The sequence below is a fragment of the Nostoc sp. JL33 genome, from assembly GCF_017114985.1.
Lineage (GTDB): Bacteria > Cyanobacteriota > Cyanobacteriia > Cyanobacteriales > Nostocaceae > Nostoc.
In genome coordinates this window covers 41897-66518 of record NZ_JABXKP010000097.1, presented here as the reverse complement: position 1 = coordinate 66518, position 24622 = coordinate 41897, and the positions used below count along the sequence as shown (strand labels likewise).

Annotated in this window: 20 protein-coding genes, 1 tRNA gene and 1 pseudogene; 8 read left to right on the top strand and 14 right to left on the bottom strand. The window is 41.0% G+C overall.

Annotation, left to right across the window (positions count from 1 at the left end):
• Positions 1-219 precede the first annotated feature (219 nt).
• From cdf31 to HWQ23_RS29330, 7 genes are all read right to left on the bottom strand, one after another.
• A complete protein-coding gene (cdf31, locus tag HWQ23_RS29360; protein ID WP_292836687.1) occupies positions 220-1125 on the bottom strand; it encodes a CDF family zinc efflux transporter Cdf31 in 906 nt (301 codons plus the stop codon).
• Between the two features lie 961 nt (positions 1126-2086).
• Positions 2087-3226 carry a glutamate--cysteine ligase gene (gshA, locus tag HWQ23_RS29355; RefSeq protein ID WP_292836684.1) on the bottom strand — a complete coding sequence of 380 codons (1140 nt, stop codon included), beginning with the start codon at positions 3224-3226 and terminating at the stop codon, positions 2087-2089.
• A gap of 188 nt (positions 3227-3414) precedes the next feature.
• Positions 3415-5247, bottom strand: coding sequence for a phospholipase D-like domain-containing protein (locus HWQ23_RS29350; RefSeq protein ID WP_292836682.1), 1833 nt, complete (start codon positions 5245-5247; stop codon positions 3415-3417).
• Positions 5248-5550: 303 nt separating this feature from the next.
• Entirely contained in the window at positions 5551-6174 is a 624-nt protein-coding gene (locus tag HWQ23_RS29345; protein WP_292836678.1) for a Uma2 family endonuclease, read from the bottom strand.
• A gap of 255 nt (positions 6175-6429) precedes the next feature.
• The gene (locus HWQ23_RS29340; RefSeq protein ID WP_292836675.1) at positions 6430-7146 is read right to left on the bottom strand and encodes a cysteine hydrolase family protein; all 717 of its coding nucleotides are present in this window, start codon (positions 7144-7146) and stop codon (positions 6430-6432) included.
• A gap of 472 nt (positions 7147-7618) precedes the next feature.
• Positions 7619-12118, bottom strand: coding sequence for a translation initiation factor IF-2 N-terminal domain-containing protein (locus HWQ23_RS29335; RefSeq protein ID WP_292836672.1), 4500 nt, complete (start codon positions 12116-12118; stop codon positions 7619-7621).
• Between the two features lie 119 nt (positions 12119-12237).
• The gene (locus HWQ23_RS29330; protein ID WP_292836669.1) at positions 12238-13155 is read right to left on the bottom strand and encodes a histone deacetylase family protein; all 918 of its coding nucleotides are present in this window, start codon (positions 13153-13155) and stop codon (positions 12238-12240) included.
• A gap of 76 nt (positions 13156-13231) precedes the next feature.
• On the opposite strand from HWQ23_RS29330, the pseudogene HWQ23_RS33765 reads away from it, so the two are divergent.
• A pseudogene (locus HWQ23_RS33765) lies at positions 13232-13707 on the top strand (hypothetical protein); the annotation flags it as partial.
• A 157-nt stretch (positions 13708-13864) separates the two neighbouring features.
• Here HWQ23_RS33765 and HWQ23_RS29320 read toward each other — a convergent pair.
• The 3 genes from HWQ23_RS29320 to HWQ23_RS29310 all read right to left on the bottom strand — a co-directional run bounded on the left by HWQ23_RS29320 (position 13865) and on the right by HWQ23_RS29310 (position 16453).
• A complete protein-coding gene (locus HWQ23_RS29320; RefSeq protein WP_292836663.1) occupies positions 13865-14644 on the bottom strand; it encodes an MBL fold metallo-hydrolase in 780 nt (259 codons plus the stop codon).
• 354 nt (positions 14645-14998) lie between these two features.
• Positions 14999-15217 (bottom strand): hypothetical protein, encoded by a 219-nt coding sequence (locus HWQ23_RS29315; protein WP_292836660.1) that lies wholly within the window; start codon positions 15215-15217, stop codon positions 14999-15001.
• Between the two features lie 300 nt (positions 15218-15517).
• Positions 15518-16453 (bottom strand): serine hydrolase, encoded by a 936-nt coding sequence (locus HWQ23_RS29310; protein WP_292836657.1) that lies wholly within the window; start codon positions 16451-16453, stop codon positions 15518-15520.
• A gap of 10 nt (positions 16454-16463) precedes the next feature.
• Here HWQ23_RS29310 and HWQ23_RS29305 point away from each other — a divergent pair, with 10 nt between their 5' ends.
• The 3 genes from HWQ23_RS29305 (at position 16464) to HWQ23_RS29295 (ending at position 19592) form a co-directional block, all read left to right on the top strand.
• A complete protein-coding gene (locus HWQ23_RS29305; RefSeq protein ID WP_292836654.1) occupies positions 16464-17168 on the top strand; it encodes a C40 family peptidase in 705 nt (234 codons plus the stop codon).
• A gap of 14 nt (positions 17169-17182) precedes the next feature.
• Entirely contained in the window at positions 17183-18196 is a 1014-nt protein-coding gene (locus HWQ23_RS29300; protein WP_292836651.1) for a glycosyltransferase family 2 protein, read from the top strand.
• Between the two features lie 121 nt (positions 18197-18317).
• Positions 18318-19592, top strand: a complete 1275-nt coding sequence (locus HWQ23_RS29295) for an MFS transporter (RefSeq protein ID WP_292836648.1) — start codon at positions 18318-18320, stop codon at positions 19590-19592.
• Positions 19593-19630: 38 nt separating this feature from the next.
• Here the strand turns inward: HWQ23_RS29295 and HWQ23_RS29290 are convergent.
• Positions 19631-19704: transfer RNA gene (locus HWQ23_RS29290), tRNA-Arg, on the bottom strand.
• A gap of 34 nt (positions 19705-19738) precedes the next feature.
• On the opposite strand from HWQ23_RS29290, the gene moaC reads away from it, so the two are divergent.
• The 4 genes from moaC (at position 19739) to HWQ23_RS29270 (ending at position 21570) form a co-directional block, all read left to right on the top strand.
• Positions 19739-20248: a cyclic pyranopterin monophosphate synthase MoaC gene (moaC, locus tag HWQ23_RS29285; protein ID WP_292836645.1), complete on the top strand. Its 510-nt coding sequence runs from the start codon at positions 19739-19741 to the stop codon at positions 20246-20248.
• A 133-nt stretch (positions 20249-20381) separates the two neighbouring features.
• The gene (locus HWQ23_RS29280; protein ID WP_292836642.1) at positions 20382-20639 is read left to right on the top strand and encodes a hypothetical protein; all 258 of its coding nucleotides are present in this window, start codon (positions 20382-20384) and stop codon (positions 20637-20639) included.
• 119 nt (positions 20640-20758) lie between these two features.
• Positions 20759-21067, top strand: a complete 309-nt coding sequence (locus tag HWQ23_RS29275) for a DUF3181 family protein (protein ID WP_292836639.1) — start codon at positions 20759-20761, stop codon at positions 21065-21067.
• Between the two features lie 287 nt (positions 21068-21354).
• On the top strand, positions 21355-21570 hold the full coding sequence (locus tag HWQ23_RS29270; protein ID WP_292836636.1) for an acetyltransferase: 216 nt from the start codon (positions 21355-21357) through the stop codon (positions 21568-21570).
• Positions 21571-21668: 98 nt separating this feature from the next.
• Here HWQ23_RS29270 and HWQ23_RS29265 read toward each other — a convergent pair whose 3' ends face one another.
• From HWQ23_RS29265 to HWQ23_RS29255, 3 genes are all read right to left on the bottom strand, one after another.
• Positions 21669-22148: an ABA4-like family protein gene (locus HWQ23_RS29265; RefSeq protein ID WP_292836633.1), complete on the bottom strand. Its 480-nt coding sequence runs from the start codon at positions 22146-22148 to the stop codon at positions 21669-21671.
• A 232-nt stretch (positions 22149-22380) separates the two neighbouring features.
• A complete protein-coding gene (gene cobW, locus HWQ23_RS29260; protein WP_292836629.1) occupies positions 22381-23421 on the bottom strand; it encodes a cobalamin biosynthesis protein CobW in 1041 nt (346 codons plus the stop codon).
• 376 nt (positions 23422-23797) lie between these two features.
• Positions 23798-24514, bottom strand: coding sequence for a biliverdin-producing heme oxygenase (locus HWQ23_RS29255; protein ID WP_292836626.1), 717 nt, complete (start codon positions 24512-24514; stop codon positions 23798-23800).
• Between the last annotated feature and the right edge of the window lie 108 nt (positions 24515-24622).

The following is a 24622-nucleotide window of genomic DNA, read 5'->3' as shown; positions in this document are numbered from 1 at the left end:
CAGTCATTTGTCGCTCGTTATTTGTTATTTCCCTGATCTTTTCTCATATTCCTGATCATATTTGTTAAACGAAGAAATCAAGGTTCTACAACATCATTTTTGGTGAGGTGTTGGTTTATGAAAAAAATGTTGGTAATAACAAGTTTTTAAAGGCAGAACTGTTTCATCCGCTAAAAGACGCTGCTTTACAGAACAGGGCGTGATTTGGAATTGCTTAGACTATTTTGCTCCAGTTTCAAAGCTAATTTGCTCAGACTTATATGCTGGTGGCTCGACGTGAATTAAAATCCTCACTGGACGGAACCGTTCTTCTAATCGGCTTTCTACTTCTTCGGTGATGTGATGGGCGGTTTCTACGTCTGGTGCATCTACTATTAAATGCATTTCAATGAACACTTGACGACCAAGAACACCGCGAGAGGCAATATCATGACAGTTAATTACACCTGGAACAGAAGTAGCGATCGCATGTATTGCTTCTGGTGCGATCGCCATTTGATCCACAAGCCAAGGCAAATTCTCTTTTAAAACTGACCAGCCACTCCAAAATACCAACAAGGCGACAGGAAAAGCTAACACCAAATCCATCCATTGATAACCTAGCCAAACTCCTATCAAGCCGCCAATTACAGAGATAGTTACCCAAATATCGCTCATAGTATGTGTCGCGTCAGCGATCAGAATTGAGCTACCTACCCGCCTACCCACACTACGTTCGTAAAAGGCCACAAAAATATTCACGCCCAGCACAATTAGTAATAACCACAACTCAGGTGGCGATATTTTCACATGTTCACCACCACCTTTGAGAATTCGTTCGATGGCTCCTTGCAGAATTTCAAAACAGGCTATTCCTAAAAATGAGGCAATTCCTAAAGCTCCTACTGCTTCAAACTTGCTGTGTCCATAGGGATGCTCGCGATCGGGTTGTGGAGAAGAAAATTTACTCGCAATTAATCCTAAAACGTTGTTGGCGCTATCTGTCACACTATGCAAGGCATCAGCTTGCAAACTCAAAGAACCTGTCCAGTAGCCCACAACTGCTTTCAATCCCATTACAAACAGGTTGAGCAGTAGGGTAATAATTAAAACCTTTCGCACTTCGGCGCGGTTATCGTAAGTCATAGATAATTTATCACATCAAGTTCTATGGCTTCTAATGTATAACTCCAAACACAAATAAATACAAAGAAAATGTATCGAACTCTTACGCAGTAAGAATTAATTATCTCGATAATGTTTTAAATTATAGAAATCTATTGAGATTCTTTTTAATTAAAATGCGTTACAAGCTTGATAGCTATTAGTAATAGCTTTACTTTTAAGAGCGTATCTTTGGCGTTAAGAGGATGTTTGAAAAGTCTACGGTTATATCGAGATCCCCCCTAGCAGGTTTTTGGCGCTAACCCAAGCGTATTGATTTAAAAGCTGTGATTCAATGATTTGGTCTTTAATTTCTCGCGCAGCTAGCTTTGCTAGCTGATAATAATTCAGTGCTTCTCGATAATTTTTTAATTTATAGTTGTAAGCATTAACAATATGTTGCAGACTTCTGACTTAATAATCAAGTTTTTTGATTTCCTCTGCAATTACCAAGGCTTGTTGAAAAAAATGCTAGTAATCTTTATGAGATATCTCATAAAGATGAATTATCCTCTAAAACAGTATGTTTACTGCAAATAAAATTACTTTGTACTTAGAGGATGTTTTAAAAGTCCTCTGGTCGGTATAAAAACGTTTTAGATCCCAATACGGTTCGGTTAAGGCAAGAGACGCGATAAATCGCCGTCTCTTGCATTGGACTGATTATTGTAAAGACGGCGATTTATCGCGTCTTTACGATTAGCGGCGTGTGATCAAAAAACCTTATCCGAACCGTATTGTTTTAGATCCCCCTAAATCCACGCCAGTTGCTCATCGGGAGCCAATACTGCTCGGTTAAAAGTCGATCCCCCCAACCCCGCGATAAATTGGAGGGCTAAAAATGCCTTCTTTTCCCCCAATTTATCGGGGGACTAAGGGGGATCTCCTTCCAATAACTATGCACCTTAACCGAGCAGTATTGCAATGCCCAATACCTCTTCAATTAGGCCAGCAGGGACGAACACAATTTTTCTTCGAGTTCTGTTTCGCGCTCTTGAGTGGCGACAATAGCCTGAGCGATGACGCGCTGGCTATCAAAACCGACTGCGTGTAATTGCAACCACTGTTGAGCTTCATTGCCTTCGCGAAGGATTTTCTGCAAAGGGGAAAGGAAACAGCTAAAGCCTTGTTGTTTGGCGATCGCCCAAACGTCTTGGTACATTTGAGCAATCCAATCTCTGGCTAGGATGCTTCTGCCATCTTGCCAATGCTTCAAATGAGCATCGAGACTACCAACAGCAGCAGCAGCTTCATTCTCAGCAGTCAGGGTGACGAGTTCTTCAGCAGAGAAGCTACTTTGAGTTAACGGATCAATGCTAGGATTTTCGATTATTTGCAACAAACGCGCTTCTAATAAGGCACTAATCGCCAGCAAGGCAATGGGATCTGTGACTAAATCGCATATTCGCAATTCTAAGCGATTCAAGTCATAGGGACGGCGATCGCCATTTGGTCGCACTGATGCCCATAAATGTCGTATATTTTGCATGGTTCCAGCAGCGAGTTGATCTTCCACCCACTGGATATGATCGGCGTGGCTGGCAAATAACGGTACATGGCTAGGCGTTTGCGGAAAGAGTCCCCAACGCGTGGAGTGATAGCCAGTAGCTTTGCCATCCAGGAAGGGAGATGAGGCGCTGAGGGCGAGAAATAGAGGTGCTTCCATACGGATTACCCGACACGCCCGCATTAATACTTCTGGGTCGCTGATGCCGACATTAATATGTACGCTGGCGGTGACTACTTTCGTCCCGTAGGTGTTCTCAATGTAGTCATGATAAGGGTTTGCTGGATCGGAACGTAGAAAGCGATCGCCTCCACCCAAAGATAAAGTACTCCCCGGTATTAGGGTGTAATCGCCCAAGTGATTGAGGTAGTTTCGCAACTCTCGCCGGGGACGCAGCAAGGCACACAATAAATTATCGTAATTAGGGGATGGTTGGGTTATGTATTCGACATTGCGGCTATCTGGCTCCCGCATAAATCCATCCAAATCTGCAACAATTTTGTCGGAGAGACCGACGATTTCACCTTGAGGCGTGCCAGTGTATATCTCTATCTCAAAGCCTTTTAATAAAACCACCTTGTTCTCCTCGGCTCTCTCTGCCTATAAATTGTATCGAATAAGACGAATTTCTGGATCTATCTTTAAGTTAATCAAAGCTTAAGAATCATTTAATTGCCAACTCACGCGAAATCAGGACGACAGATTTCTGGGCTGTCTTCCGAAAAATCATTACTATTGAAGTATGAAAAATATTTTAATATGTGTTAATCACGGGAGAGAATAAAATCATTGGGTGAATCACTCTCTTGGGCAATATTGAGACGTAGAAACTGCGCCCATACTTCATCACTGAGTAAGTTTAAAGCAGTTTTAGGATTATTAGTAGCGATCGCGCCTATAACTTTCCGCCATCCCTGTTGCAATTGCTCAATAAAAGCTTCTTCAATAGAAACTTGACTCAGCAAAAAAAGTGCAGTTTTAAAACTTTCTGAATCACTTGATAAATTTTTCGATTTTAATCCCTGTAGTGCTACATTCAACCATACAGGCAGAAGTTCAAACCAATTATTTTTCTGTATCTCTTTGAGTGCAATATCTTCCATACCTAGCGCACCCCACACACATAAAGACTCTATAGCAAGTTGAGAATTGCGGTTTTCTAGAGAATTTTTCCATAATTTTTCAGCGCGATTTTGGAAGCGATTAGCGAGAAATTGATAAGCTTCCTGGACTTGATGTGGTATTGTAACTTTATAAACTGACTCACCTCGTGGTAGGTAATCGCCGCGATAGGATAACCAGTTATGAGATCCGCAAAGATGGATTTGTTTATCAACTATTACTTCTTTAACATGAGAATCTCCTAACCAAAAAACCTGTACAGATGCTAAACCATCAGGTGTTTTTATCGCTCGAAGTTTTTTCTGTACTTCTGGTGGAATTGGTTTATCTTCATCTTCTTCTCGCCGCGAAATTCCATGTCCAATTAAAATCCAAACTCTGCGATTAGCTAATTTCTGTAACAGAGTTAGAAATTTTTCGTTGACAACTGCCTGATTAACCCAAGGAGAATAGATTAGAATCTGACTTTTAGCCGAATTTAAAACTTCTGAAAAAGCTAGGCTAATTTGCCCATCGCGTAACTGTACAGCTTCACCTAATACTGTAGAATTATCTACTTTTTGACTGGTTTTTGTAGCATTTTCTAGCGCCTTTTGGCGAATTTTTTCGAGTCTAGCTTCTACTTCAGTATTTTTTTGCTTGAGAATGGCTTCACGTTCAAAATTGATAGTTTCTGTTGACACTTTACATAATGCTTGCAAAGATATTTTACCTTCAGCGTGTAGCACTTCCAACAAGTTTGATGCTGACTCTAAAATTTGCTTTCCATTTCTTATTTGGATGCTCAACTTATCTTCAAGTGCATCGAAGATAATGAAAAGCGATATCTTTCTCCAAAATTTTTTAGTCGAAGCTAGTACCCTATAGGAAGTGACGATTTTCCCATCTTCTGGGGCATGAAGTGCTAAACCTGAAGCTTGAATACTTTTTTGGATTTCCTCAAGGGGTAAGGAAGCAATATCAGCAATTGTATGATCAATAGTGATAAAGTCTGCCAAGTCAGGTAAGGTTATCGTTGTCTCATTTAAGGATTCAGATTGAAAGGTTATATTGTCGCTTAAAGGGTCTGTAATAGCATAAATTTGTATAGGATATGGCGGCTGTGGTACAGACCCTTTTTCATAAAATGAGCGGCCTTCAGGAGTAACTGTTAGTGGCGATGTTGCTGATAGAGTTTGTAATGTCCGAAGAGTTGCAGTAGTAGTTTTAATAAATATAGAATCAAGCCCAAGTACAGAGGCTAATTCATCCTCTGTTGGCGGAGGTTCAAATTCAATAGCGGCGCGGATAATAAATTCTTCAAGTACGTTAAACTGACGGGGTTCCTTGATATTTACTTCTACAGGAGTTTGACGCAAACTATAACGAAATTGACGCGCTGCTAAAACTGATAAACTAAGACTTTGCGCTTCTATTTCGTCTACCAGTTTTTTGAGATTTTCATCAATTGGTTTAGGAGAAGAGGCGAGAAACATCAACGAAACCTCCATGTAGACGCACGATTTGAATGTAGTTCTGTATTTGTACTGTTAATCTCTTGAAAAACTTCCTCTAAGGTTTATGTTAGTGCGGCTTTTGATGGGGCTATTCTTGAGATATTATTAAGTTTTGCTACTTTTCAGCACGACTTCCGAATTCTGTTATGTCATGGTCTGGATTTGCAATAGTTGCAGCCTCAATATTTGACCACGGAAAGAAGAAATCGTATCCTGAAGCTATTCCTATAACCCAGTCAAATTTTTGAGATTATTATTAATAGGTTTAGCAGAAATCGCCAGCTATTTCTGAAGCGCCTGCTGAAAAGTCTTGATAGCATCAACATGATTCACCATATTAATGCAGCGCAACAATAAATCCAGATCGATTCCTTTTACCTCCTCACTACTAGAAACCCTTTCATAGTGAAGTGCGTTGCCTTCTTTTTGCAGGTGATAAACTTCTAACACTCCATCTTCCCAGAACCACACTTCTGGAATCAACAGCCGCTTGTATGCCTCCAGTTTGTTGATACCGCCACTGGTAAACACCACCTCGATCGCCAAATCGGGACGCACTCGACCAGGGGCAAGTTTATAAGATTCATCTGCCTCTCGCTTGACAGCACCCGATTCACTTTCTAAGGCCATTGACCCAGTTGGAGTAAAGTCAAACCCTGCTATGAGCAGGTAAAATTCTAACAATGCGGCAATTCTCTTCTTAACAGTTTCGTGGGGTTCTCCAGGCATTCTTCGGATCTCCAAAACACCATCCAGGAAAGACAGCCGATATCCTGGACGGTCTAATAACTGCTCAACTGCTTTGAATTCTCTCCAAGTCAGTCCTTCAAACAAAAGGGGTGATTCTTTTGTGGGTGTAGCGTAGACGCTTTGCGGCTTGTCGTCAGACATCGCTGCTGGGGTCATAAAAGTCTCCAGTCTGTTTCTAAATGAGAAATAATCAGTTTTGGAGGGCAGTTTCTTAATTGTAACTTCTTTCTAAGAGCTTAAAAATTACTTTTTCTCACCTTTGATATTTGCTGTTTCTCACCTAAGCCTTTAATTAACAACAAAACCACTTTTCAAATAATTCGAGTATCTATCTTGCTATGATTTGCATCATGGTGAAGCGTTTAGCATAAACTTTTACCACTCATAACTTTTCAAACACCCTCTTATACACTAAGACAACATTGCAGCTAATTCGCTAAAAGAAATCACATATTTCTCTCCAATATTGCGTTTCAATATCTTAATCGCCGCTTCATGATATTCCTGCCCACCACTAGAAGCACAGCCATCTGATACTACGAACGTCTCAAATCCAGCATCAAAGAGTCCTAAAGCTGTAGCCATCACACAAGCGTCTGTATCAACTCCACACACTGCGACTGTAGTAATAGCATTATTTTGCAGTGCTTGGAGCAGGGTAGATGACATCACAAAAGAAGTAGGAGCATGAGCATGAGAAAAAAGAAACCGGGATATAATATTTACTTGGAGCAAGGTAGGTGAAATTGGAGAATATGAAGGCTTATCAAACGTTTTGCTGACAACCGGAATTAAGGTTTTAGAAAGCTCTGTTTCCTGTCCAGACACCATCTCGTTCCAGTTGAGTTGACGTGAAAAGTTAGGATTCCGGTTAAAAAAGCGAGTTGCCCAAACCTGATGAAACTTACTAGCATTATTAACTACCTTTGACACAACCGCTTCACATTCAGGTGTGATCAAAAAGCGATTTTGTAAATCTACCGCTAACAAAATCCCTTTACGTTGACTTAATGAAGTAGACTGCGCCTGTGCTTTCTTGGCGGAGGCAAGTTGGACAGCTGCCAATGTTCCTGTCAAGGTGATAGCACCGTGAAGAATAGTTCTTCTATTGATTCTATTTTCTAACATAGGATGTTTTTATTTACTATTCATCTATTGCTGAGTCTCAAAAGATAATTCTAGGAAAGTTCGGGATTGTCAGTATCCCGATACGTTGTTTCTGCCGTGGGGTCATTCGGGTTTGATAGCTCACCCTTGTTTCTACACGATTGTCTACATAGTTTCTATACCAGATGATGCTGTATTTAGGGTTACATAAGTAACATTTTCTGGTATGGTGCTGATATTATAAGCTGTCAAAAAATTGTATAAAAATTGTATGATAATGATAGTTAAAAAGAATAGAGCTTGATCGTTGTCTAAGTAAAGAACTATACTAATTAATGATATATTTCTTAACATCCTGGGCTGATAGCTCAACTCCACTCCTCAGTCTTCTTTAGAAAACTTTAGCTATTAGCTTCAGAATGAATTCTGAGGCGGTTGTTGGAACTGGTGCAAGATTTCAGTTACATAATTCTTGAGATTGTCATCAATAGGTTTAGCTGAAGAGGCGAGAAACATCAACGAAACCTCCATGAAGACTTACAATATTTGAAACTTCAGAATACATACTTCCGACTTTACCTGATTGATGGGTAAATAAATTATGACAACCCACAATTATCAGCAGTTCTTGAGCGCGGGAAAATGCAACGTTAACTCGTTCTGGTTTCTTCGCAAAACCCACATCCCCTTTACTATTGTTGCGAACCATACTAACAATTACAACAGGTCGTTCCATACCTTGAAATCGGTCTACTGTACCAGTACGAATTTCTAGTGAAGGGAAGAGTTCAGATTGCAAGCGCTCATCAATTTTCCTTAATTGAGCGCCATAAAATGTAATTACGGCAATTTCTTTTTTTGGTTCACCATTAGCAACTTTAGAAACCCAAATATTATCGAACTGCTGACACAGACGTTCTATTGCATCAATTTCTGGAGTATTAAAGTAAGAAGTTCCATTTCTTTGCTCTAAAAATTGATTCTCGATAGGCGTTTTTACCCAAATAAGATGCTGAGATTCTTGGATGATTTCGCCTGCTAGATGATGTGCGCGTTTTGTATCCGGCTCCAAAATACCAGATTCTAGTTTACCATCATAAAACTGATTGATTGCTCCCATAATAAATGGATGCATTCGATATTGTGTAGTTAGCATTTGTTTGATGCTTTCATCAGCAGACTCAAACTGACTTTTAAATAGTGATTCTTCTAAAAATTTTAGTTCATCTCGTGTGTTGCCAATTGTTTGAGCGACTTCTTCTAAAGTGCTAGTATCAAGCATTGGTGGTAATTGTCGATGATCCCCTACCATCACTAACTTTTTGCCTTTCAATGCTGGGATTAGTAACTCTGGTGGAGTACACTTACTAACTTCATCAATGATGACGACATCAAAGGATTTGAATTCTTCAGAAAAACCTTTATTTGCAGCTTGAACACAGGTGATACCGACGACGTTAGCATTATCTAAATAAATCCGTCTTAAATCATCGCGATCGCCTTCAGTTGGATTTCTTAATTTTCCTATCCAATCTTGAACAAAATTCTGATATTTATTGAGATAATTTTCTTCTTTTTCGAGTTGCTTTTGCCAAAATCCAAACTGAATATGAAGACCGCGCAATAACTCTATATTAAATAAGTCAGCATCGGAATTTTCTGGTTTAAAATTATCCGGTATTGTTTGCCATTCTGTCAACCACCAACTTCTTTCTAATATTAAATTTTGTGATGGCTGTGGTTGTGATTTCTGTTCTATCTCGCGGAGATTATTTTGTAATTTATGAAGCTCCTGTAAGTAAATTTCACTTTCTTGTTTTAGTTTTAATAAATGCTCATTTAGAGAATTTTTAATTATCCCCAACACAGCAAAAGGTTCTAATGACGAAATTAAGGTTTCAAGTTGAGTGATGCAAGTTTCGCAATGATTCACTTGCTTTAAGAATTCTTGGGGCTGCTCCCAAATATTCGATTGTGTTGCGAGATATTTTTCACTTATAATGCGTAATTGAGCAGGTATATTTGGCTGTTGGTTAAGTTCTTGTAAGATATTAATAACTTGTCCAAGTTGCAAATTAGCGTCTTGTTGTGCTTTTTCTACCTCAGCTTGAGTAATAGATATTTGCTGTTGGCTGATTTCATTTTTCTGAAGATCATTTAATAGTCGTTGCAGATGCTGAAGCTGTTGTTCAGTTTCAGTTTTTACTTTTAAAACGCATTCACGCGCGTTTATAAGGATAGTATCTAGCAATTCTTGTGTAAGCCGGGTGAGAGTAGCATCAATGTTATTCCATTCCCATGATGCACCATAAGTTCGTTGCATTCTAATTAAAAAAACCTGGGTATTCTCAACTAGTAATTTTCGCTGTTTGGGGTTGAGTAGCTGATAATTGTTAAACTGTTGATAGGTTTCTTGCCATTGGGTGCGTAGGCTTTGCCCACCGTAGGTATCGCTCTTTGATAGCACCATTGGAATCTGACTAAAATTTTGCTGTAAAAAGTAGCTAAAATTATGCTGTTTACCCCGCCTGTCAGTAAAACCTCCGTCTATCTCATAAGCGATCGCCTTTGCCAATAACTCCCAGTCTGGTAGATTAATATTGTAACTTTTTGGTACTATTGGTAATTTTAATGTGTTAGCAAACATCAATAAACCTAGTGGTAAGTCTACCAAATTCTCTGTTAGTAGTAAACCTGATTGATGACAATCTTTCAAAGTTTGATACAGATGAGAAGGTGCTGTAGATTTCCATTCTTTAACTGCTGAGATAATATAATCTATTTCCCGTTTGCGGTTTTCCCAAATCTGGATTGTTTGCTGGATATTTTGCAGTTTGGCAAGATATTGCTGGTAATCTGGTTGTAGCTGATTTAACGAGGCAAAATTCTGTTTTACAACCTGTACCCGCACTGCAACTTCTGACATAGCTTCAGTTGCATCTTGAGCATAAGTAAAAGCGGTTTTAAATTCAGAAATTTCTGTTGCTATTTCACGTAACCAAACTGCTAAACCAAAAGCACCAACTTTCGGTATCACTAAGCCAAGTTCATCAGTATATTTGATGGCTTTACGAACATTTGCTAAAAATTCTTCTACTAAACTGTTGCCTTCTGTATAGGGCTTAAGAAGTGGTAAAAAATCTGTAACTTCTGGAGCTTCCCAGTTGACATTTGGTGCAGTATTTAGGATGTTTTCTACACCTGCAAGTAAGGATTCAACCTCGTTCTTTTTTCCTACGGTTTCGTTGTAAGATTTTTCTTGAGTTTTAAAGTTTTCCTCTAGTTTTACTTTATTTTTATGGAATTTATTTTGTTGCTGATTGAATTCTTGCTCGGCTTGGAAGTAGGCTGTAAATCTTTGTGATAATGCCACTAATTGACTAAAAATTTGGATATTTTCGAGCCGTTGATTAAGATTATTTTCGCAGTCATTTGCTGTATTTTCTAGCCATCTGCCAATCACTTGGTCTTCTAAAAATGGCTGTCCTTCCTCCCCAACTTTTTCGGCTCTCCCCTTGCGTACAGCCCGAATCACTGGGTTATGAACTAATCGACTTAGGGCATTATCTACTGCTAAATTGGCTTGAGATGCAATTAGAGTGCGTCCACCGCGAAGGGCAATTTGATAGCAAATCTCAGCAATTACGGTAGTTTTTCCAGTACCTGGTGGCCCTTGGATGAGAACAAGATCCTTGGCGGCAAGTACCTTTTCTACTGCTGCTTTCTGACCAGGGTTAGCAGAAGATAATAATAAATTCTGTGGTTGAAGTTCGATAGTTGTTTTGATTTGTCTAGCCTGAGAAGCATCGAATAAAAAGTTGCCTAAATATGGATTTTGAGTGTAACCATTATTCAAATCATCCAAAGCTTTTTTCTTGCGCTGAATCTGTTGAATATCACCAACTGCCTCAAAACACAAAAATCCTATATCTGGTAACTTATAACGCTCTGCTGCCATATATTCAGCTAAGTCGCGCTCTAGTCTGAGACTGATAATGCAACGGTTGGGATCAACTTCTTCAACAGTCCCTAATTGACGACCGGTAATCCAATTTTTGCCGATAGGAGCAGTTTCAAAAAGTTTCAAATCTTCGTTTTTTGTGCGTCTTGCTCGTTCCCAAAAGTTTTCTACATCGAGAGAATTTTGATAAAAGCCGTCAAGGGTGGCTGAGGCTACATCAATTTCAAAACTGATTCGTCTTTTAAAGTTATAGTTATGACTTACGTAACGCACGCAAAATTGACGCGCTTTAGCAATTTTTTCTTCAATTTGCAAAAAGGCTTTCCAAGCTTTAAGCTGATCTTCTGTAGGCACATGATCGCCACAGATTGGCGCGGCGGCGATGCGTGTCAATATCTTTGGCGGAATATCGAGATGATGCTGATGATTAGACAGCAAACGTAAGCGACAAGGTACAGCATAACTATCGGCGTGTCCTCGTGAGAGTTGTAACAACTGAGCCGAAAGTATTTTTAAACCGCCGCGTCCATCTTTTTGTACAGCCGCTCTAAATCCTAATGTTTTCTTGAGCTTCTCAAGTCTTGCGGGTAACTGAAAATCATCGCTGTCTGTTGCGATTGTCAAATCCCAAATTTCTTCTCTAGGCTCTTTTGCTGCACCCTTGCGACGCACATAAAATAGAGAAGGCTTTTTCCCGACACATTCCAACATTAACTCATTGGCGCGATCGCGCCGCTCCCTAAATTCAGGATATGATTTCAAGGCAGTTTCACCTTCAAGATGGCGGATAAAACTATCAATTGCTGAAGCTATAAACATATAGCCCCAATCTTCAGAGTTTGTTTTAATTTTCGAGGACTTTGCTGTTAGTTTATTTACCGCTAAACGAATGCGTTCTGCATCGGATTCGGAGATTGTACTGGTATGGCTTTTGACTGCAATTTTGAGCTTTTCGCAAATTAATAATAGCTTTTTGCTATCCAAATTCAATTCTTTAGCTAGTTCGTAGATTCTGAGTTTGCCGTTGTTCATCCAGTACTGCCTTTGCCGACAAAGTTTTCTATTTAGGAAAATCAAATCACAGATGAAACAGGTAATTCATCTGTGGTTCCAGATAATAAACCAAAATTTTTGCAATAAGTCATGTTGCATCAAAGTTTGTACTGCTGATAAACTTCACTAGCGGCGCGATGCAATAGGGAATGCCGCCAAACGAGGGATTTCATATCATCAGTATAACCGCCACCAATGACGCAGGCGACGGGATAACCGCTACTCATACAAGTACTTAAAACCTGCATTTCCCGGCGAAAAATGCCAGCATCAGTTAAGGCTAATTTGCCCAAGCGATCGCCTATATGAGGATCTACACCTGCATCATAAAATACTAAATCTGGCTTGACTTTAGTTAATAAATCTGCTAAGTAATTCGCTAAGGTTTGTAAATAAGCGTCATCCTCCATTCCCACTGGCAAAGCAACATCCAAATCGCTGTTTTGTTTAGTACCGGGGAAATTCACTTCGCAGTGCATGGAGAAAGTAAAAACACTGTCGTCGTCTTGGAAGATAAAAGCGGTGCCGTCTCCTTGATGAACATCCAAATCCACAATTAGGATTTTTTGGACAAGTCCAAGTTTTTGTAAAACGCGACAGGCGATCGCTAAATCGTTGAAAATACAAAAACCAGACCCATAACTAGGAAAGGCATGATGAGTTCCACCAGCAGTATTACAAGCTAAACCCTGACTTAGTGCCAGTTTAGCAGTGAGTATCGTACCACCTACCGCTACACAAGTACGATTCGCTAATGCTGGACTCCAAGGCAAACCAATGCGACGCTGTGCTTTGGCATCTAGGGTTCCTTCGCAATAAGCTTGAACATAGTTTGGGGTATGGACTAACTTTATCAATTCTGGCGGTGGACGTTCCGGGGTGTGAAATTGTTCTTGATTAGCTACACCATCAGCTAACAGCAATTCGTAGAGTTGTCGGAACTTAGACATCGGGAAGCGATGCCCTTCAGGTAGGGGAGCAATGTAATCTGGGTGGTAAATAATTGGCAAGTCCATAATCCAGAAAATCTCAAGCAGCTAATCCGACAACTAACAAGGTAAAGTTTAGCCATAATCGCATAAATAAATTTAAAATAATCTAGTCATTTTTCCTCATTCTAAATTGTCTTCTGCAATTTTCACAAACTATGATTTACCCGCAAAATAAATTCCTTTAACAATAAATCTTGGTGTCAGTTATGAGAGCGATTTGGAACAAGTTTAAAAAGTGACTGTAGAAGTTGCCTAAGAAGTCATGCAAGAGATTGCGCTGAATTCAAAGAAAGTTAACTATAATATATCAGATTTCATACTTTTAATTATTTTAGTATATATTTTACGCTTTATATGTGCGTCACCGAATACTTTGCTCAGCATATTGGTAAACATCTATTTGTTGTCAAAAAATTACACAAATGCTATCAGCAAACAGGAATTCAAATTATTTTGAACATTAGAGAAGTGTATATGCAAGCCCTGGCGACTAAAAGTCGCGGCTACACAGGCGAAACCCACCTCCGTGGGTTAAAAACCTATGATTTTCTCTTAGTCCACGGAGATGGACTTTGATGGAACGAAATTAGCCCTGGCGACTAGAAGTCGCGGCTACACAGGCGAAACCCACCTGCGTGGGTTAAGAATCTTTGATTTTCTCTTAGTCCACGGAGGTGGACGAGAGTTTGTATAGCCGCAATTTCTAATCGCCTGGTGCAAGATGTGAGCTAACTTAGATTGCTAATGCTCGTTTTTCTAATGGTAATTCAAAGCGATCGCCTGGTTTTGGCTCAAGTACCTGCGTCGAAAGATTGTTTTTCTCTACTAACGAACGAAATTCTTGAGCATTTCCTTTAGTCTGAAGGAGTTTCGTGATCAATCCTTCAAACAGCACATCTCCTCCAGCAGCTGTAGGTAGTATTGCTTGAGGTTTTAACCACCTTACTACTTCCAAAGCGCTATTTCCTCCTTTAATAAAAGGCCCAAGCAAAGGCAGCGTTAAGTCAACAAACGGTGTAATCACCACATCAACTGGTGCAGCTTGCTTAAGTTGTGGAGAATGATACCCATGAGGCTCGTAGTATACGCTTAAACCACTCTCCAATTCTTTCAGGAGATAACTATTTTCCACTAAAGTAGGGCCAATTGGAGAGCCTGGAAAAGCTTTAATTTCTACTTGATTATTTAAAGTGAAAGTTTCACCATGAGCCAATACTCTTACCTGGGTGTAACCTAACTGCTGTACTACCTTCGCTGCATTGGGAGAAGCTACAACTTTGATGCTGTGGTCGAGCAGCTTGAGCGTTGCTGGGTGAGCATGGTCTTCTAAACCCTGAGACAACAGGATTAGATCAACATTATCTGGTATTGGGCGATTTTGCGATCGCGAACCTTTAAACAACCAATCCAAGTTGCTGAAAATTAACGAACCAACTAGCCAAGGGTCAATTAATATTCGTTTCCCGCCGATTTCCAGTAACCAACTATTGCTGTCTAACCAAGTTAAGAACATAAACTTATGTGAAGATAACGCCTACCTTCATTATCAAGCGTATACAGCCACAGTAGCCACAGCTTCGGAACAGGTTGTATTAAAATATGCGAGACCTCTCTTTTAGTGTCATATAGTGAAGTATTTTATTACGTAAATTTTGCATTACTGAGAGATAAGGAAGGTGAGGTAGATAGTTGTTATTACCGTTGTTATATAAAATACTGCGTGTAAAACTGAAAGAATATCTAGTGTATGGAGAGTAGAAATGCCCGGAACACCGAAGCCACCCAAGCCACCCAAGCCACCCAAGCCACCGAAACCAAGCACAAGAATCCAAGGTTATCGCAAAAAAGATGGGGCTTACATTAGCTCTTATCGTAGAAAAAGTATTTGATCAATAGCTTTTTTTGCTTCATTTAAAGCTACTTCATATCCTCCATACTGTTTACCATTTGATATGAAGTTTGTCGTTTTGTCTCCGATTTGCCATGCTTCAAATTTCCAATAAGTTTCACCTGATAACTTGTCTACTGGGGTTTGTTCGATTTGAATTTCAAAGCCGTTATATTTTTCGCGTTGATTACCGGACATGGTTTGATCTCCGTTAAAGTGAAATTTTAACATTCACTAATAGCTATCTTCACCTGGATGTCGGGAAATGACACTTTAACGACATTTACCTTAAACCAGAATACAAAAGGACTTGAGGCGTTTTCAACAAGTCATCTGTTTATAGCGATCGCACTTCGCCACCAATGCAAAATCCCATAGCTATAACAAGCGCTACGGGGTTACAAAGACAATTTTGGGTGTAAACAAGTTACTTGTTTCACGAACCGCGTACTCCTGCGGAGGACAAGCTACGCGTAGCGTCTCGTAGAGAAGGAAGAATTATAGACTAGCGATCGCCGAAGCAACTAGCTGAGAAACAAAGGGCAAAATAGCCCGACTCTTAGCCTGCGCTTTGCCTTCAGTAAATACCACTAAGAGATAGGGGCGCTGATCTGGTAACTCAATATACGCAGCATCATGGCGAACTTGGCTTGTCCAACCAGCTTTTGACCAAATTTGAGCATTTTCAGCCAGTCCACCACCTAAGAAACCTGTAATCTGATCTTCCTCGGTGTCAGTGGGCAAATCGTTGAGACTACGTTTGAGCAAAGCCATCATCGCTTGCGATCGCCCACTTGAAACCGCCACCCCACCGACAATACTATGCAGTAACTTGGCGATCGCATTGGTTGTCACCATATTACGATTTTCCAGCAACTCTCCCACAAACGCGCGTTCTCGTCCATAGGGCCCATCACCCCAAGTTTTTTGACAGACGTTAATCGTCTGCATTTCTTCCCAATGCAAAGATTGGTAATAACGGTTAACAATATTACGCTGATATTTCCAGGTTTCAAAGGGGCCGGTTGCTAATTCTGGCCCTGAGGTGGTACCACTGAGAATATCCACAACCAAGCTGGTAGCATCATTACTTGAATCTACAATCATATCCCGCAAGGCTCGCTCCAACTCTTTGGAAGTCTCCTGGATCATGCCTTTTTCTAACCATTCGTTTACCGCCACCAGGTAAAATAGCTTGACTACACTGGCGGGATAAATCCGCTCAACACCACGATAAGTAAAACCACGAACTGGATGATCCCAAAAAGCGTTGGGAGTCAGCGCACCACCAGTATTTACTAGCACTGGTGGATCGTAAACAACCCAAGTCAAGGCAATTTGATTACGGGCTAAGGTCGGAAATGCTGCCCAAGTTGCATCTAAAATGCCTAACCCAAGATTTTCGAGTTGCTCGTCTTTATTAAAAAAAATCATTCTCTAAATAATGTCCTATAATCTAAAATCCCAAATCCCAAACCCCAAATCAGGGGAGTATCAGTGTCTAGCTGACCTGAACTTATATGATTCTCCTGAATGTACACGCTTGGCAACTCAAGCCGCATCTGGGCGATATTTGTGGGTAACATCAAATCATCAAAATTCAGTGGTTGAGGTGTATTTGTGTGAAGATGACTATTCTGGATGGCTATCCGTTTGCGATTTTGATTCATTACAATCTGCTACTGTACCTTATCAGGCTGCAACATTTTCTGAATCTGAGATTAAAAAACTCCTAACAAAGGTGATCGCCTTTACCGAAAAAGCGATGCAACAATCAAATTATTACCTTTGGGGTGGTACGGTTGGGCCAAATTACGACTGTTCTGGGTTGATGCAGGCGGCCTTTGCTTCGGTGGGTATTTGGCTACCTAGAGATGCCTATCAACAGGAAGGATTCACCCAACCAATTACTATTGCAGAATTAGCAGCCGGGGATCTGGTATTTTTTGGAACTAGCCAAAAAGCAACCCATGTCGGGCTTTATTTGGGGGATGGTTATTACATCCATAGTTCTGGGAAAGATCAGGGACGCGATGGGATTGGGATTGATATTCTCTCGGAACAGGGAGATGCGGTTAGTCAGTCGTACTATCAGCAGCTGCGAGGTGCGGGTAGAGTTTTTAAGAGTTACGAACCACAGAGACGCTGAGGGCGCAGAGGAATATGAGGAGTGGCTTGGTTTATGAAGGGTTGACTGAGGAAAATGGAGCGATTTCAGCAATTGTCCCAGATGTTTCGGTGGTGGTGCCGATACATAACGAGGTGGAAAGTTTGCCGCTTTTATTAGAAGCGATCGCCTCTACTTTATCCTCTAGTCAGATAAATTATGAAATCATTTGTGTGGATGATGGTTCTACAGATGGTTCCGGGGATTTTCTCAAGCAAGAAGCGCAAATCCGCACTGATTTAAAGGCGGTGATTTTGCGTCGCAACTACGGACAAACTGCGGCTATGGCTGCTGGATTTTATTATGCAGCCGGTAAAGCGATCGTCACTTTAGATGCTGACCTCCAGAATGATCCAGCTGATATCCCCATGTTATTAGCAAAGCTGGACGAGGGTTACGATTTGGTGAGTGGTTGGCGGCAAAAACGCCAAGACGGTGCCGTAAATCGGTTACTTCCTTCCAAAATTGCCAATTGGCTAATTCGCCATACCACTAGCGTGAATATTCATGACTATGGTTGTTCGCTGAAAGCCTATCGTGCAGAACTGTTGGCAGATATGAACCTCTACGGGGAACTACACCGATTTTTACCTGCTTTGGCGTACATAGAAGGAGCTAGAATTACTGAAGTACCCGTGCGTCATCACGCCCGTCGCTTTGGTCGCAGTAAATATGGGATTTGGCGGACATTCCGGGTGTTGATGGATTTGTTAACGATTCTGTTTATGAAAAAATTCCTCACCCGCCCAATGCACGTTTTTGGGCTGTTGGGCTTGATTTCAATGATTTCAGGGACAGCGATCGGAATTTACTTAACTTTCGTCAAATTAGCTTTCGGTGAAATGATTGGCAATCGCCCTTTGCTGATTTTAGCAGTTCTCCTACTAGTAACTGGAGTTCAGTTGTTTTGCTTCGGTCTTCTGGCAGAATTGCTGATGCGTACATACCATGAATCCCAAGGACGGCCTATCTATCGCGTGCGAGAGGTGGTAGCAAAAAATGTTAAGTAACGTAACAATAGTTATTGGGCATTGGGCATAAGTAAAAAGTCAAGAGTAAATATTGGTTTACTCCTAACTCCCAACTCCTAACTCCCAACTATTGATAAAAACTCATTAAATTGCATCTACCTTGAAAGCATTTAATACCTTTAACGCCGAACTGCGGCGCAGCCTGCTTGTTTTATTTACAGCAGGTTTATTATTCTGGTCGAGCATAGCTTCGCTCTTACCAACCCTACCGCTTTACATCGATGATGTGGGCGCAAGCAAGCAAGAAATTGGGATTGTGATGGGCAGTTTCGCCATTGGGTTATTGCTATCTCGCCCGATGCTGGGACGGTTAGCCGATGAACGTGGTCGAAAAATTGTTTTGTTGATTGGTACGATAGTAGCTGCGATCGCACCCTTTGGTTACTTGGCAACCCAATCTCTTGGGCTGTTGATCCTGGTGCGGATTTTTCACGGCATTAGTGTTGCCGCTTTTGCCACTGGCTACAGTGCCTTAATCGCAGATTTAGCTCCCGCCGAAACTCGTGGCGAAATCATTGGTTACATGACCTTAGCAACTCCTCTGGGTTTAGCAATTGGCCCTGCCTTGGGTGGGTATTTAGAAGCTACAAGTGGTTACGGGATATTATTTCTGTTATCGGCTGAATTGGGTTTTGTCGCTCTTTTGGGGATTGTACAAGTTACTAATCCGCCAGTGCAGGCACAACAGCAAACAGAGGGAAACGATGTCTACGACGGGCTACGCCTACGCAACTTTTGGCAAATTTTGGGCAGTCCACGGGTAAAAGTTCCAACTATAGTTATGTTGTTGGTTGGTTTATCCCTCGGTGCTGTACATACCTTTGTGTCGTTATACCTCAAATCCACTGATGTGGACTTCAATGGCGGACTGTTTTTTACAGCTTCGGCAATTTCTAGTTTTAGTATCAGGGTGTTTGCTGGGAAGGCAAGCGATCGCTTTGGTCGTGGTTTGTTTATTACCTTTGGTATTTTTTGCTACCTTTTAGCGTTAATACTGCTGTGGCAGGCTCACAGCGCGATGTTTTTCTTACTGGCTGCGATCGCTGAAGGTGCTGGTGGTGGTACACTCATCTCGATGATGATCACAATGATGGCAGACCGCTCACTGCCGCAAGAACGGGGGCAAATTTTTGCTATATGCATAGCTGGACTTGACCTGGGAATTGCGATCGCTGCTCCTATTCTGGGTATCATCGCCGAACAAGTCGGCTACCGCAATATGTTTGGCTACGGTGCTGTAATCACTTCTGTTGCACTTGTCATCTTCCTCACCCAGTCGAGCAAAAACCTATCCAACTCCCTGCGCTTTGCACTAGGTCTAGCTCCAGATGCCTATGCGTTGAACAATCTAAAAGTTAGGAGTGAGGAACTTTAATTCCTCACTCCTAACTTTCAACTCTTAACTTTTAAAAACGGGCGAGGAGGGATTCGAACCCCCGACACCGTGGTCCGTAGCCACGTGCTCTAGTCCACTGAGCTACACGCCCTCACCGACAATCTATATTAACACCTTCTAACCAAATGGCGCAAGATAATTTTCCATCTAATTTTGCCAACTTAACCCATCTAGATCGCCAAGGACAGGCACAGATGGTAGATGTGTCTGATAAAGCACCCACCATCCGCCAAGCAGTAGCCGCGGCCAATGTGCGGATGCTGCCAGCTACCTTTGCTGCCATTCAAGCCGGGAATGTCCCAAAAGGGGATGTGTTGGCAACTGCAAGATTGGCTGGAATTATGGCAGCCAAGCAAACAGCTACTTTAATTCCTCTGTGTCATCCGTTGCCTTTGCAAAAAATCGCAGTCGAAATTATACCCGATCCCCAACTACCTGGTTATCAAATTCAAGCCACAGTCAAAACCAAAGCTGAAACTGGTGTAGAGATGGAAGCCTTAACTGCCGTTTCTGTGGCTGCCCTGACTTTATACGATATGGCAAAAGCCTTAGAAAAGTCGATTCAAATTGAATCAATTCGTTTAATTAGTAAGAGTGGCGGTAAATCAGGAGATTATTCACCGCCAGAGCAATAACAATTCAAAATTAAGCTCCTTGCTGGGCATTAGTTATTATTTCGATTATGACTGGTTGTCAGGGTCTAATAGCAACCACTGCCACAAAAACCTTAGAATGAATAGGGTGTATTTAAATCTGTAACAAATATTTATGCCTCCTCGTTGGCCTCGCAAACCCGATCGCAAAGACCCTGATTACCGCAAGATAGATGACCGGATGAATTTTGCCATCCATGTGGCGATCGCTGCTAGTATTAATTCCGGGTTGTGGTTTTTCCACAACTTAAAAGGCACTACCTGGGAGTGGCTGCCTTTGGTGACTTTAAGTTGGACAGGAATATTGTTGGTGCATCTAATTTATATTAGTGCGATCGCTAACTACAGCGAAATTCCACCAAAATCCACCTGAAGACGGATTACTGGTGCTGGGGCGATTGTAACCTGTGGTAGTAGAATCAGCCTGTTAATTGAGCGATAATCGAAAAAAGTTTGAGATTTCGCACTCTTTCTTAATGTAGGGTTATTTTTATGGCTAAGACTAACACCACAGAACTACTGGAAGCCCTAGCAGCTGAAATTGGCGAAAGTGTCTACATGGACATTGCCAAATGGCATCTTTATTTATCTAATGCCAAACTGCATACCGTTGTTGCTGAACAGTTATATCCCTTAATTACTTCCAAAGCTGTAAATGAAGACCAAGTTATAAAAGTCTTGGGATCAATTCCAGTGAAAATTGGTGGCGGTAAACATGAAGTTCCTTTAATCGATTTACTACCGCTACAATGCCAGGTAAACTTAGTAGATATTTTGGAAAAATATCAACGCGAAATCTAACCGCTAAAACTAAGATTATTTGAATTAAAGAATTTTCTTAGTCAGCATTTTCTGATTCAATTTTAGATTTGAGATGCTGAATTGAGGATTTCTTTCCTGTGTCATTTTTATAAAAACGAAAACCACAGATACACACAGATCAATCCCGTGTAATTTATGTGTGCATCTGTGGTAAAAATTCCTTTATGAATTAAGGAATCTCAGCCTGATGAATCGGTTGAGATGTGAGTGAGTTTATCTTGAAACTTACTTTCAGCTTTCATGCAAACATTCTTGGAGCAATTTACATGCTTTTACAAGTCAAAGATAGTGGCGAATTGATAGAAATTGTTGAAATTCAGGAATTACTTGACCCGAATACTGATGTTGTTCACGCAAAAGACCAAGAAGGTCAAGAAGAACAGCAAACTGAGACTTTTAAAAAAGAAAATCTCGTTTTTCCTTCAGGTGAAGTTCTACCACGCTGTTGGTTAGATGCCAACTATAGACACGACAACACTTAATTGATTTTCAAATCAGGTAATTGGGAATGTGAGTAAACTGATTATCCATTATCAATTTATCTAATAAGGTAGGGGCGCACAGATGTGCGCCCCTAATACTATGTACCAGGTGATACTTTTTGTTCTGCTACCGTCGCCGTTTGATTCTGCTGGAACTTCGGGAAAAATGCCTTAGCAATCCAGTCAGTCAAGATGTGAGACAGTAATCCTAAAGGCCCAGCGAACAAAGATAAAGCCAGAGAGTGAATTGTCCAAATACCTGTTTTTTGCCCTTCCCAATAAATCCAGCGACCGACGAATAAATCCATCACTAAAAAATGAATCCAACCTGTTGCAGCAGCTGTTTCATCTGCAAAAAACCGCGCAATATCAGCTAATTGGGGATTCGATAAAGCTTGGGCATTTTCTGGCGTAATGCTGTTGATAAACAAATACAAATATGCCCCAGCTAACAGCAGAAAAGGTAGATATGATGACATTATCTGCCGTGTAACTTTCCAGTTTGGCAATAAAATCATCAACGCCCAAAATGGCAATACAAAAAGATTTGCAACGTTAAATAGTTGGGATATCGTCATAATTTTCTCAAGTGAAGAATGAAAAGTTATCAGTTAGAAGTGATAAGTTATGAGTTATTATGAGTTAAAAGAAACAAGTTAGAAATTAAGAGTAATAAATTAAGAATTTTAAGTTATTAGCATTGTCTCTAAGTTTTCCAATTAAGTAGTTATTAATAACTCTTGTACAGACGCGATTAATCGCGTCTCTCCTATACAGACGCGATTAATCGCGTCTCTCCTAACTCTCAACTTATAAAGCTACAAGTTGGGATTCGATTTCTGAGGAATTCAAATCACGACCGATGAAAACTAAGCGCGTTTGCCTGGCCTCTTCTGGTTTCCAGGGGCGATCGTAAAATTTATCAAATCGGGTTCCCACGCCCTGCATCACTAAACGCATAGATTTATTTGGCACTGCGACAAAGCCTTTAATTCGGTAAATTTCTTGTTGTTGTGCCAATGTTTGCAATTGCTGTTGCAACTTTTCAGGGTCAAAGGTACGATCCAAAATTAAATTAGTTGAGGTAACTTCCTCGTCGTGATTGTGGTCTTCTTCGGTATCGTGATGACTGGGACGAGAATCTAAATTGTCTTCCACTGCGGCTTGGAATCCTAATAATATAGATGCGTCTAGTTGAGAACAATCGCTCTCGACAATCTTCACCACTCTGGGCAATTCTTGCTTAATCAATTCCTCAACTCTGGCTTTTGTCTCGGCATCTACCAAGTCAATTTTATTTAATACTACTAAGTCTGCACAAGCAAGTTGGTCTTCAAACAGTTCTTGCAAGGGTGTTTCGTGTTCTAGATTATCATCTGCTTGGCGCTGGGCTGCGATCGCCTCTGGATCGCTAGCAAATGTCCCTGCCGCTACCGCCGCACAATCTACCACGGTAATCACAGCATCGACAGTGGCGGCGTTGCGAATTTCCTGCCAGCGAAAAGCCTTAATCAGTGGTTTAGGTAAAGCTAAACCAGAGGTTTCAATCAAAATGCAGTCGATGCTATCCCGCCGCTTGATTAACTCTTGCATCATCGGGTAAAACTCTTCCTGCACGGTGCAGCATAAGCAGCCGTTGGTTAATTCAAAGATATTACTGTCGCCCTCACCATCTTCCGGGCAAATTTGACAGGATTTTAACAATTCGCCATCAATACCGAGTTCGCCAAATTCGTTGACTAAAACGGCAATGCGGCGTCCTTGGTTGTTTTGTAGCAGGTGGCGAATTAGGCTGGTTTTTCCACTACCTAAGAAGCCTGTAATTACTGTGACAGGAATTTTCGTAGCCATATTTTTGCCTGATTTACTCAGTATGGTAAGTTTCACGGGTTACAAACTTAAATACTGAGATTAAGCTTGGTTTGAAGATTGACTTAGTTATTTTAAGCTGAAAGTCTAGGGGAAGCCTGAAAATATAGCAATAATTGAGGGGCAATCTCCCCATGCTTGCTTTCACAAATCAAAAGCAGTCACAGGGCTATTGCCCCTAAATATTTTGAGTGTTTTTAACGTAGACGTAGCCCGCCAACTCTTCTCTACGAGAGGCTGCGCCAAGGAGACGCTGTTCGCGTTCGACATCGTTTCCCCAGAAACACCTATGAATTATCCTTCATCCAGCTGTCTGGATTTATGACTCCACACACGAAACTCCGCAATCTCAACACAGTTACTCAGCAGTGGCGAGTTCAGTACTACCGCGTGTCCGTCGCCGTGTGAGGCTATTGTAAAGCATTACCCCGATCGCCTTGATTAAATTGCCTTCCAATTCTTGGAACATCTTCATGTTCGTGCCAAAGGCGGCGTTAGCTTCATCAACGATGCGATCGGTTGTAGCATCATCAAGGGGTAATTCATCCAAAGTTTGACGATATTTGGCTTTGAATGCCTTCTCGTCAGGAATCTCTGGAAACTCATAAAAGGCTGTTCCTTGTCCATCAGACAAATTCATCGCCGTTACAGCAATATTTTTGAGAATTTGTCCCCCGGATAAGTCACCCAAGTAACGAGTATATGAATGAGCGATTAACAGTTCCGGTTCTGTGGCAGATATTTCTCGGATGCGCTGTACATAAGCTTCACCTGCGGGAGATAACTTGATTTGCTCTCTCCAGTTAGCACCAAAGTAATAACTCAGGTCTTGCTCTAAGGTATACTTGCGGTTTAGCTGGGGAAAGTTAATTTTAGAAAGAATTGGGTGCTGGTGATGCTTTTCCATTTCCTCTTCCATCGCTGAGTAGACGAAGTAGAAGTTAGCAACTAGTTTGCGGTAAGAGTTTTTCTCGACTACTCCTCTTAAAAAGCACTTGACAAAACCTACATTTTCTGCCATTGTGTGGGCTTTTTTAGTGCCTACACGTAATTTGGCTGCTAAATTGCTGCTCATGCTAAATTTCTCAACTTTAAAAACTCAACTGCCGAAGTTTTGATTCACTAACGGCTAAAAAAGCCATTAAAACGTTACCTTAAAACTATTTGATGAGAATTTATATTA

What these genes read in the sequence shown, in the direction of transcription:
- HWQ23_RS29320 (WP_292836663.1), bottom strand. Translation starts at nt 14,644, where the DNA reads ATGTTCTTAACTTGGTTAGACAGCAATAGTTGGTTACTGGAAATCGGC.
- HWQ23_RS29280 (WP_292836642.1), top strand. Translation starts at nt 20,382, where the DNA reads ATGCCTCCTCGTTGGCCTCGCAAACCCGATCGCAAAGACCCTGATTAC.
- cdf31 (WP_292836687.1), bottom strand. Translation starts at nt 1,125, where the DNA reads ATGACTTACGATAACCGCGCCGAAGTGCGAAAGGTTTTAATTATTACC.
- HWQ23_RS29315 (WP_292836660.1), bottom strand. Translation starts at nt 15,217, where the DNA reads ATGTCCGGTAATCAACGCGAAAAATATAACGGCTTTGAAATTCAAATC.
- HWQ23_RS29305 (WP_292836654.1), top strand. Translation starts at nt 16,464, where the DNA reads ATGTCCTATAATCTAAAATCCCAAATCCCAAACCCCAAATCAGGGGAG.
- cobW (WP_292836629.1), bottom strand. Translation starts at nt 23,421, where the DNA reads ATGGCTACGAAAATTCCTGTCACAGTAATTACAGGCTTCTTAGGTAGT.
- HWQ23_RS29310 (WP_292836657.1), bottom strand. Translation starts at nt 16,453, where the DNA reads ATGATTTTTTTTAATAAAGACGAGCAACTCGAAAATCTTGGGTTAGGC.
- HWQ23_RS29340 (WP_292836675.1), bottom strand. Translation starts at nt 7,146, where the DNA reads ATGTTAGAAAATAGAATCAATAGAAGAACTATTCTTCACGGTGCTATC.
- HWQ23_RS29330 (WP_292836669.1), bottom strand. Translation starts at nt 13,155, where the DNA reads ATGGACTTGCCAATTATTTACCACCCAGATTACATTGCTCCCCTACCT.
- HWQ23_RS29255 (WP_292836626.1), bottom strand. Translation starts at nt 24,514, where the DNA reads ATGAGCAGCAATTTAGCAGCCAAATTACGTGTAGGCACTAAAAAAGCC.
- HWQ23_RS29350 (WP_292836682.1), bottom strand. Translation starts at nt 5,247, where the DNA reads ATGTTTCTCGCCTCTTCTCCTAAACCAATTGATGAAAATCTCAAAAAA.
- HWQ23_RS29265 (WP_292836633.1), bottom strand. Translation starts at nt 22,148, where the DNA reads ATGACGATATCCCAACTATTTAACGTTGCAAATCTTTTTGTATTGCCA.
- HWQ23_RS29275 (WP_292836639.1), top strand. Translation starts at nt 20,759, where the DNA reads ATGGCTAAGACTAACACCACAGAACTACTGGAAGCCCTAGCAGCTGAA.
- HWQ23_RS29270 (WP_292836636.1), top strand. Translation starts at nt 21,355, where the DNA reads ATGCTTTTACAAGTCAAAGATAGTGGCGAATTGATAGAAATTGTTGAA.
- HWQ23_RS29335 (WP_292836672.1), bottom strand. Translation starts at nt 12,118, where the DNA reads ATGAACAACGGCAAACTCAGAATCTACGAACTAGCTAAAGAATTGAAT.
- moaC (WP_292836645.1), top strand. Translation starts at nt 19,739, where the DNA reads ATGGCGCAAGATAATTTTCCATCTAATTTTGCCAACTTAACCCATCTA.
- HWQ23_RS29345 (WP_292836678.1), bottom strand. Translation starts at nt 6,174, where the DNA reads ATGACCCCAGCAGCGATGTCTGACGACAAGCCGCAAAGCGTCTACGCT.
- HWQ23_RS29300 (WP_292836651.1), top strand. Translation starts at nt 17,183, where the DNA reads ATGAGGAGTGGCTTGGTTTATGAAGGGTTGACTGAGGAAAATGGAGCG.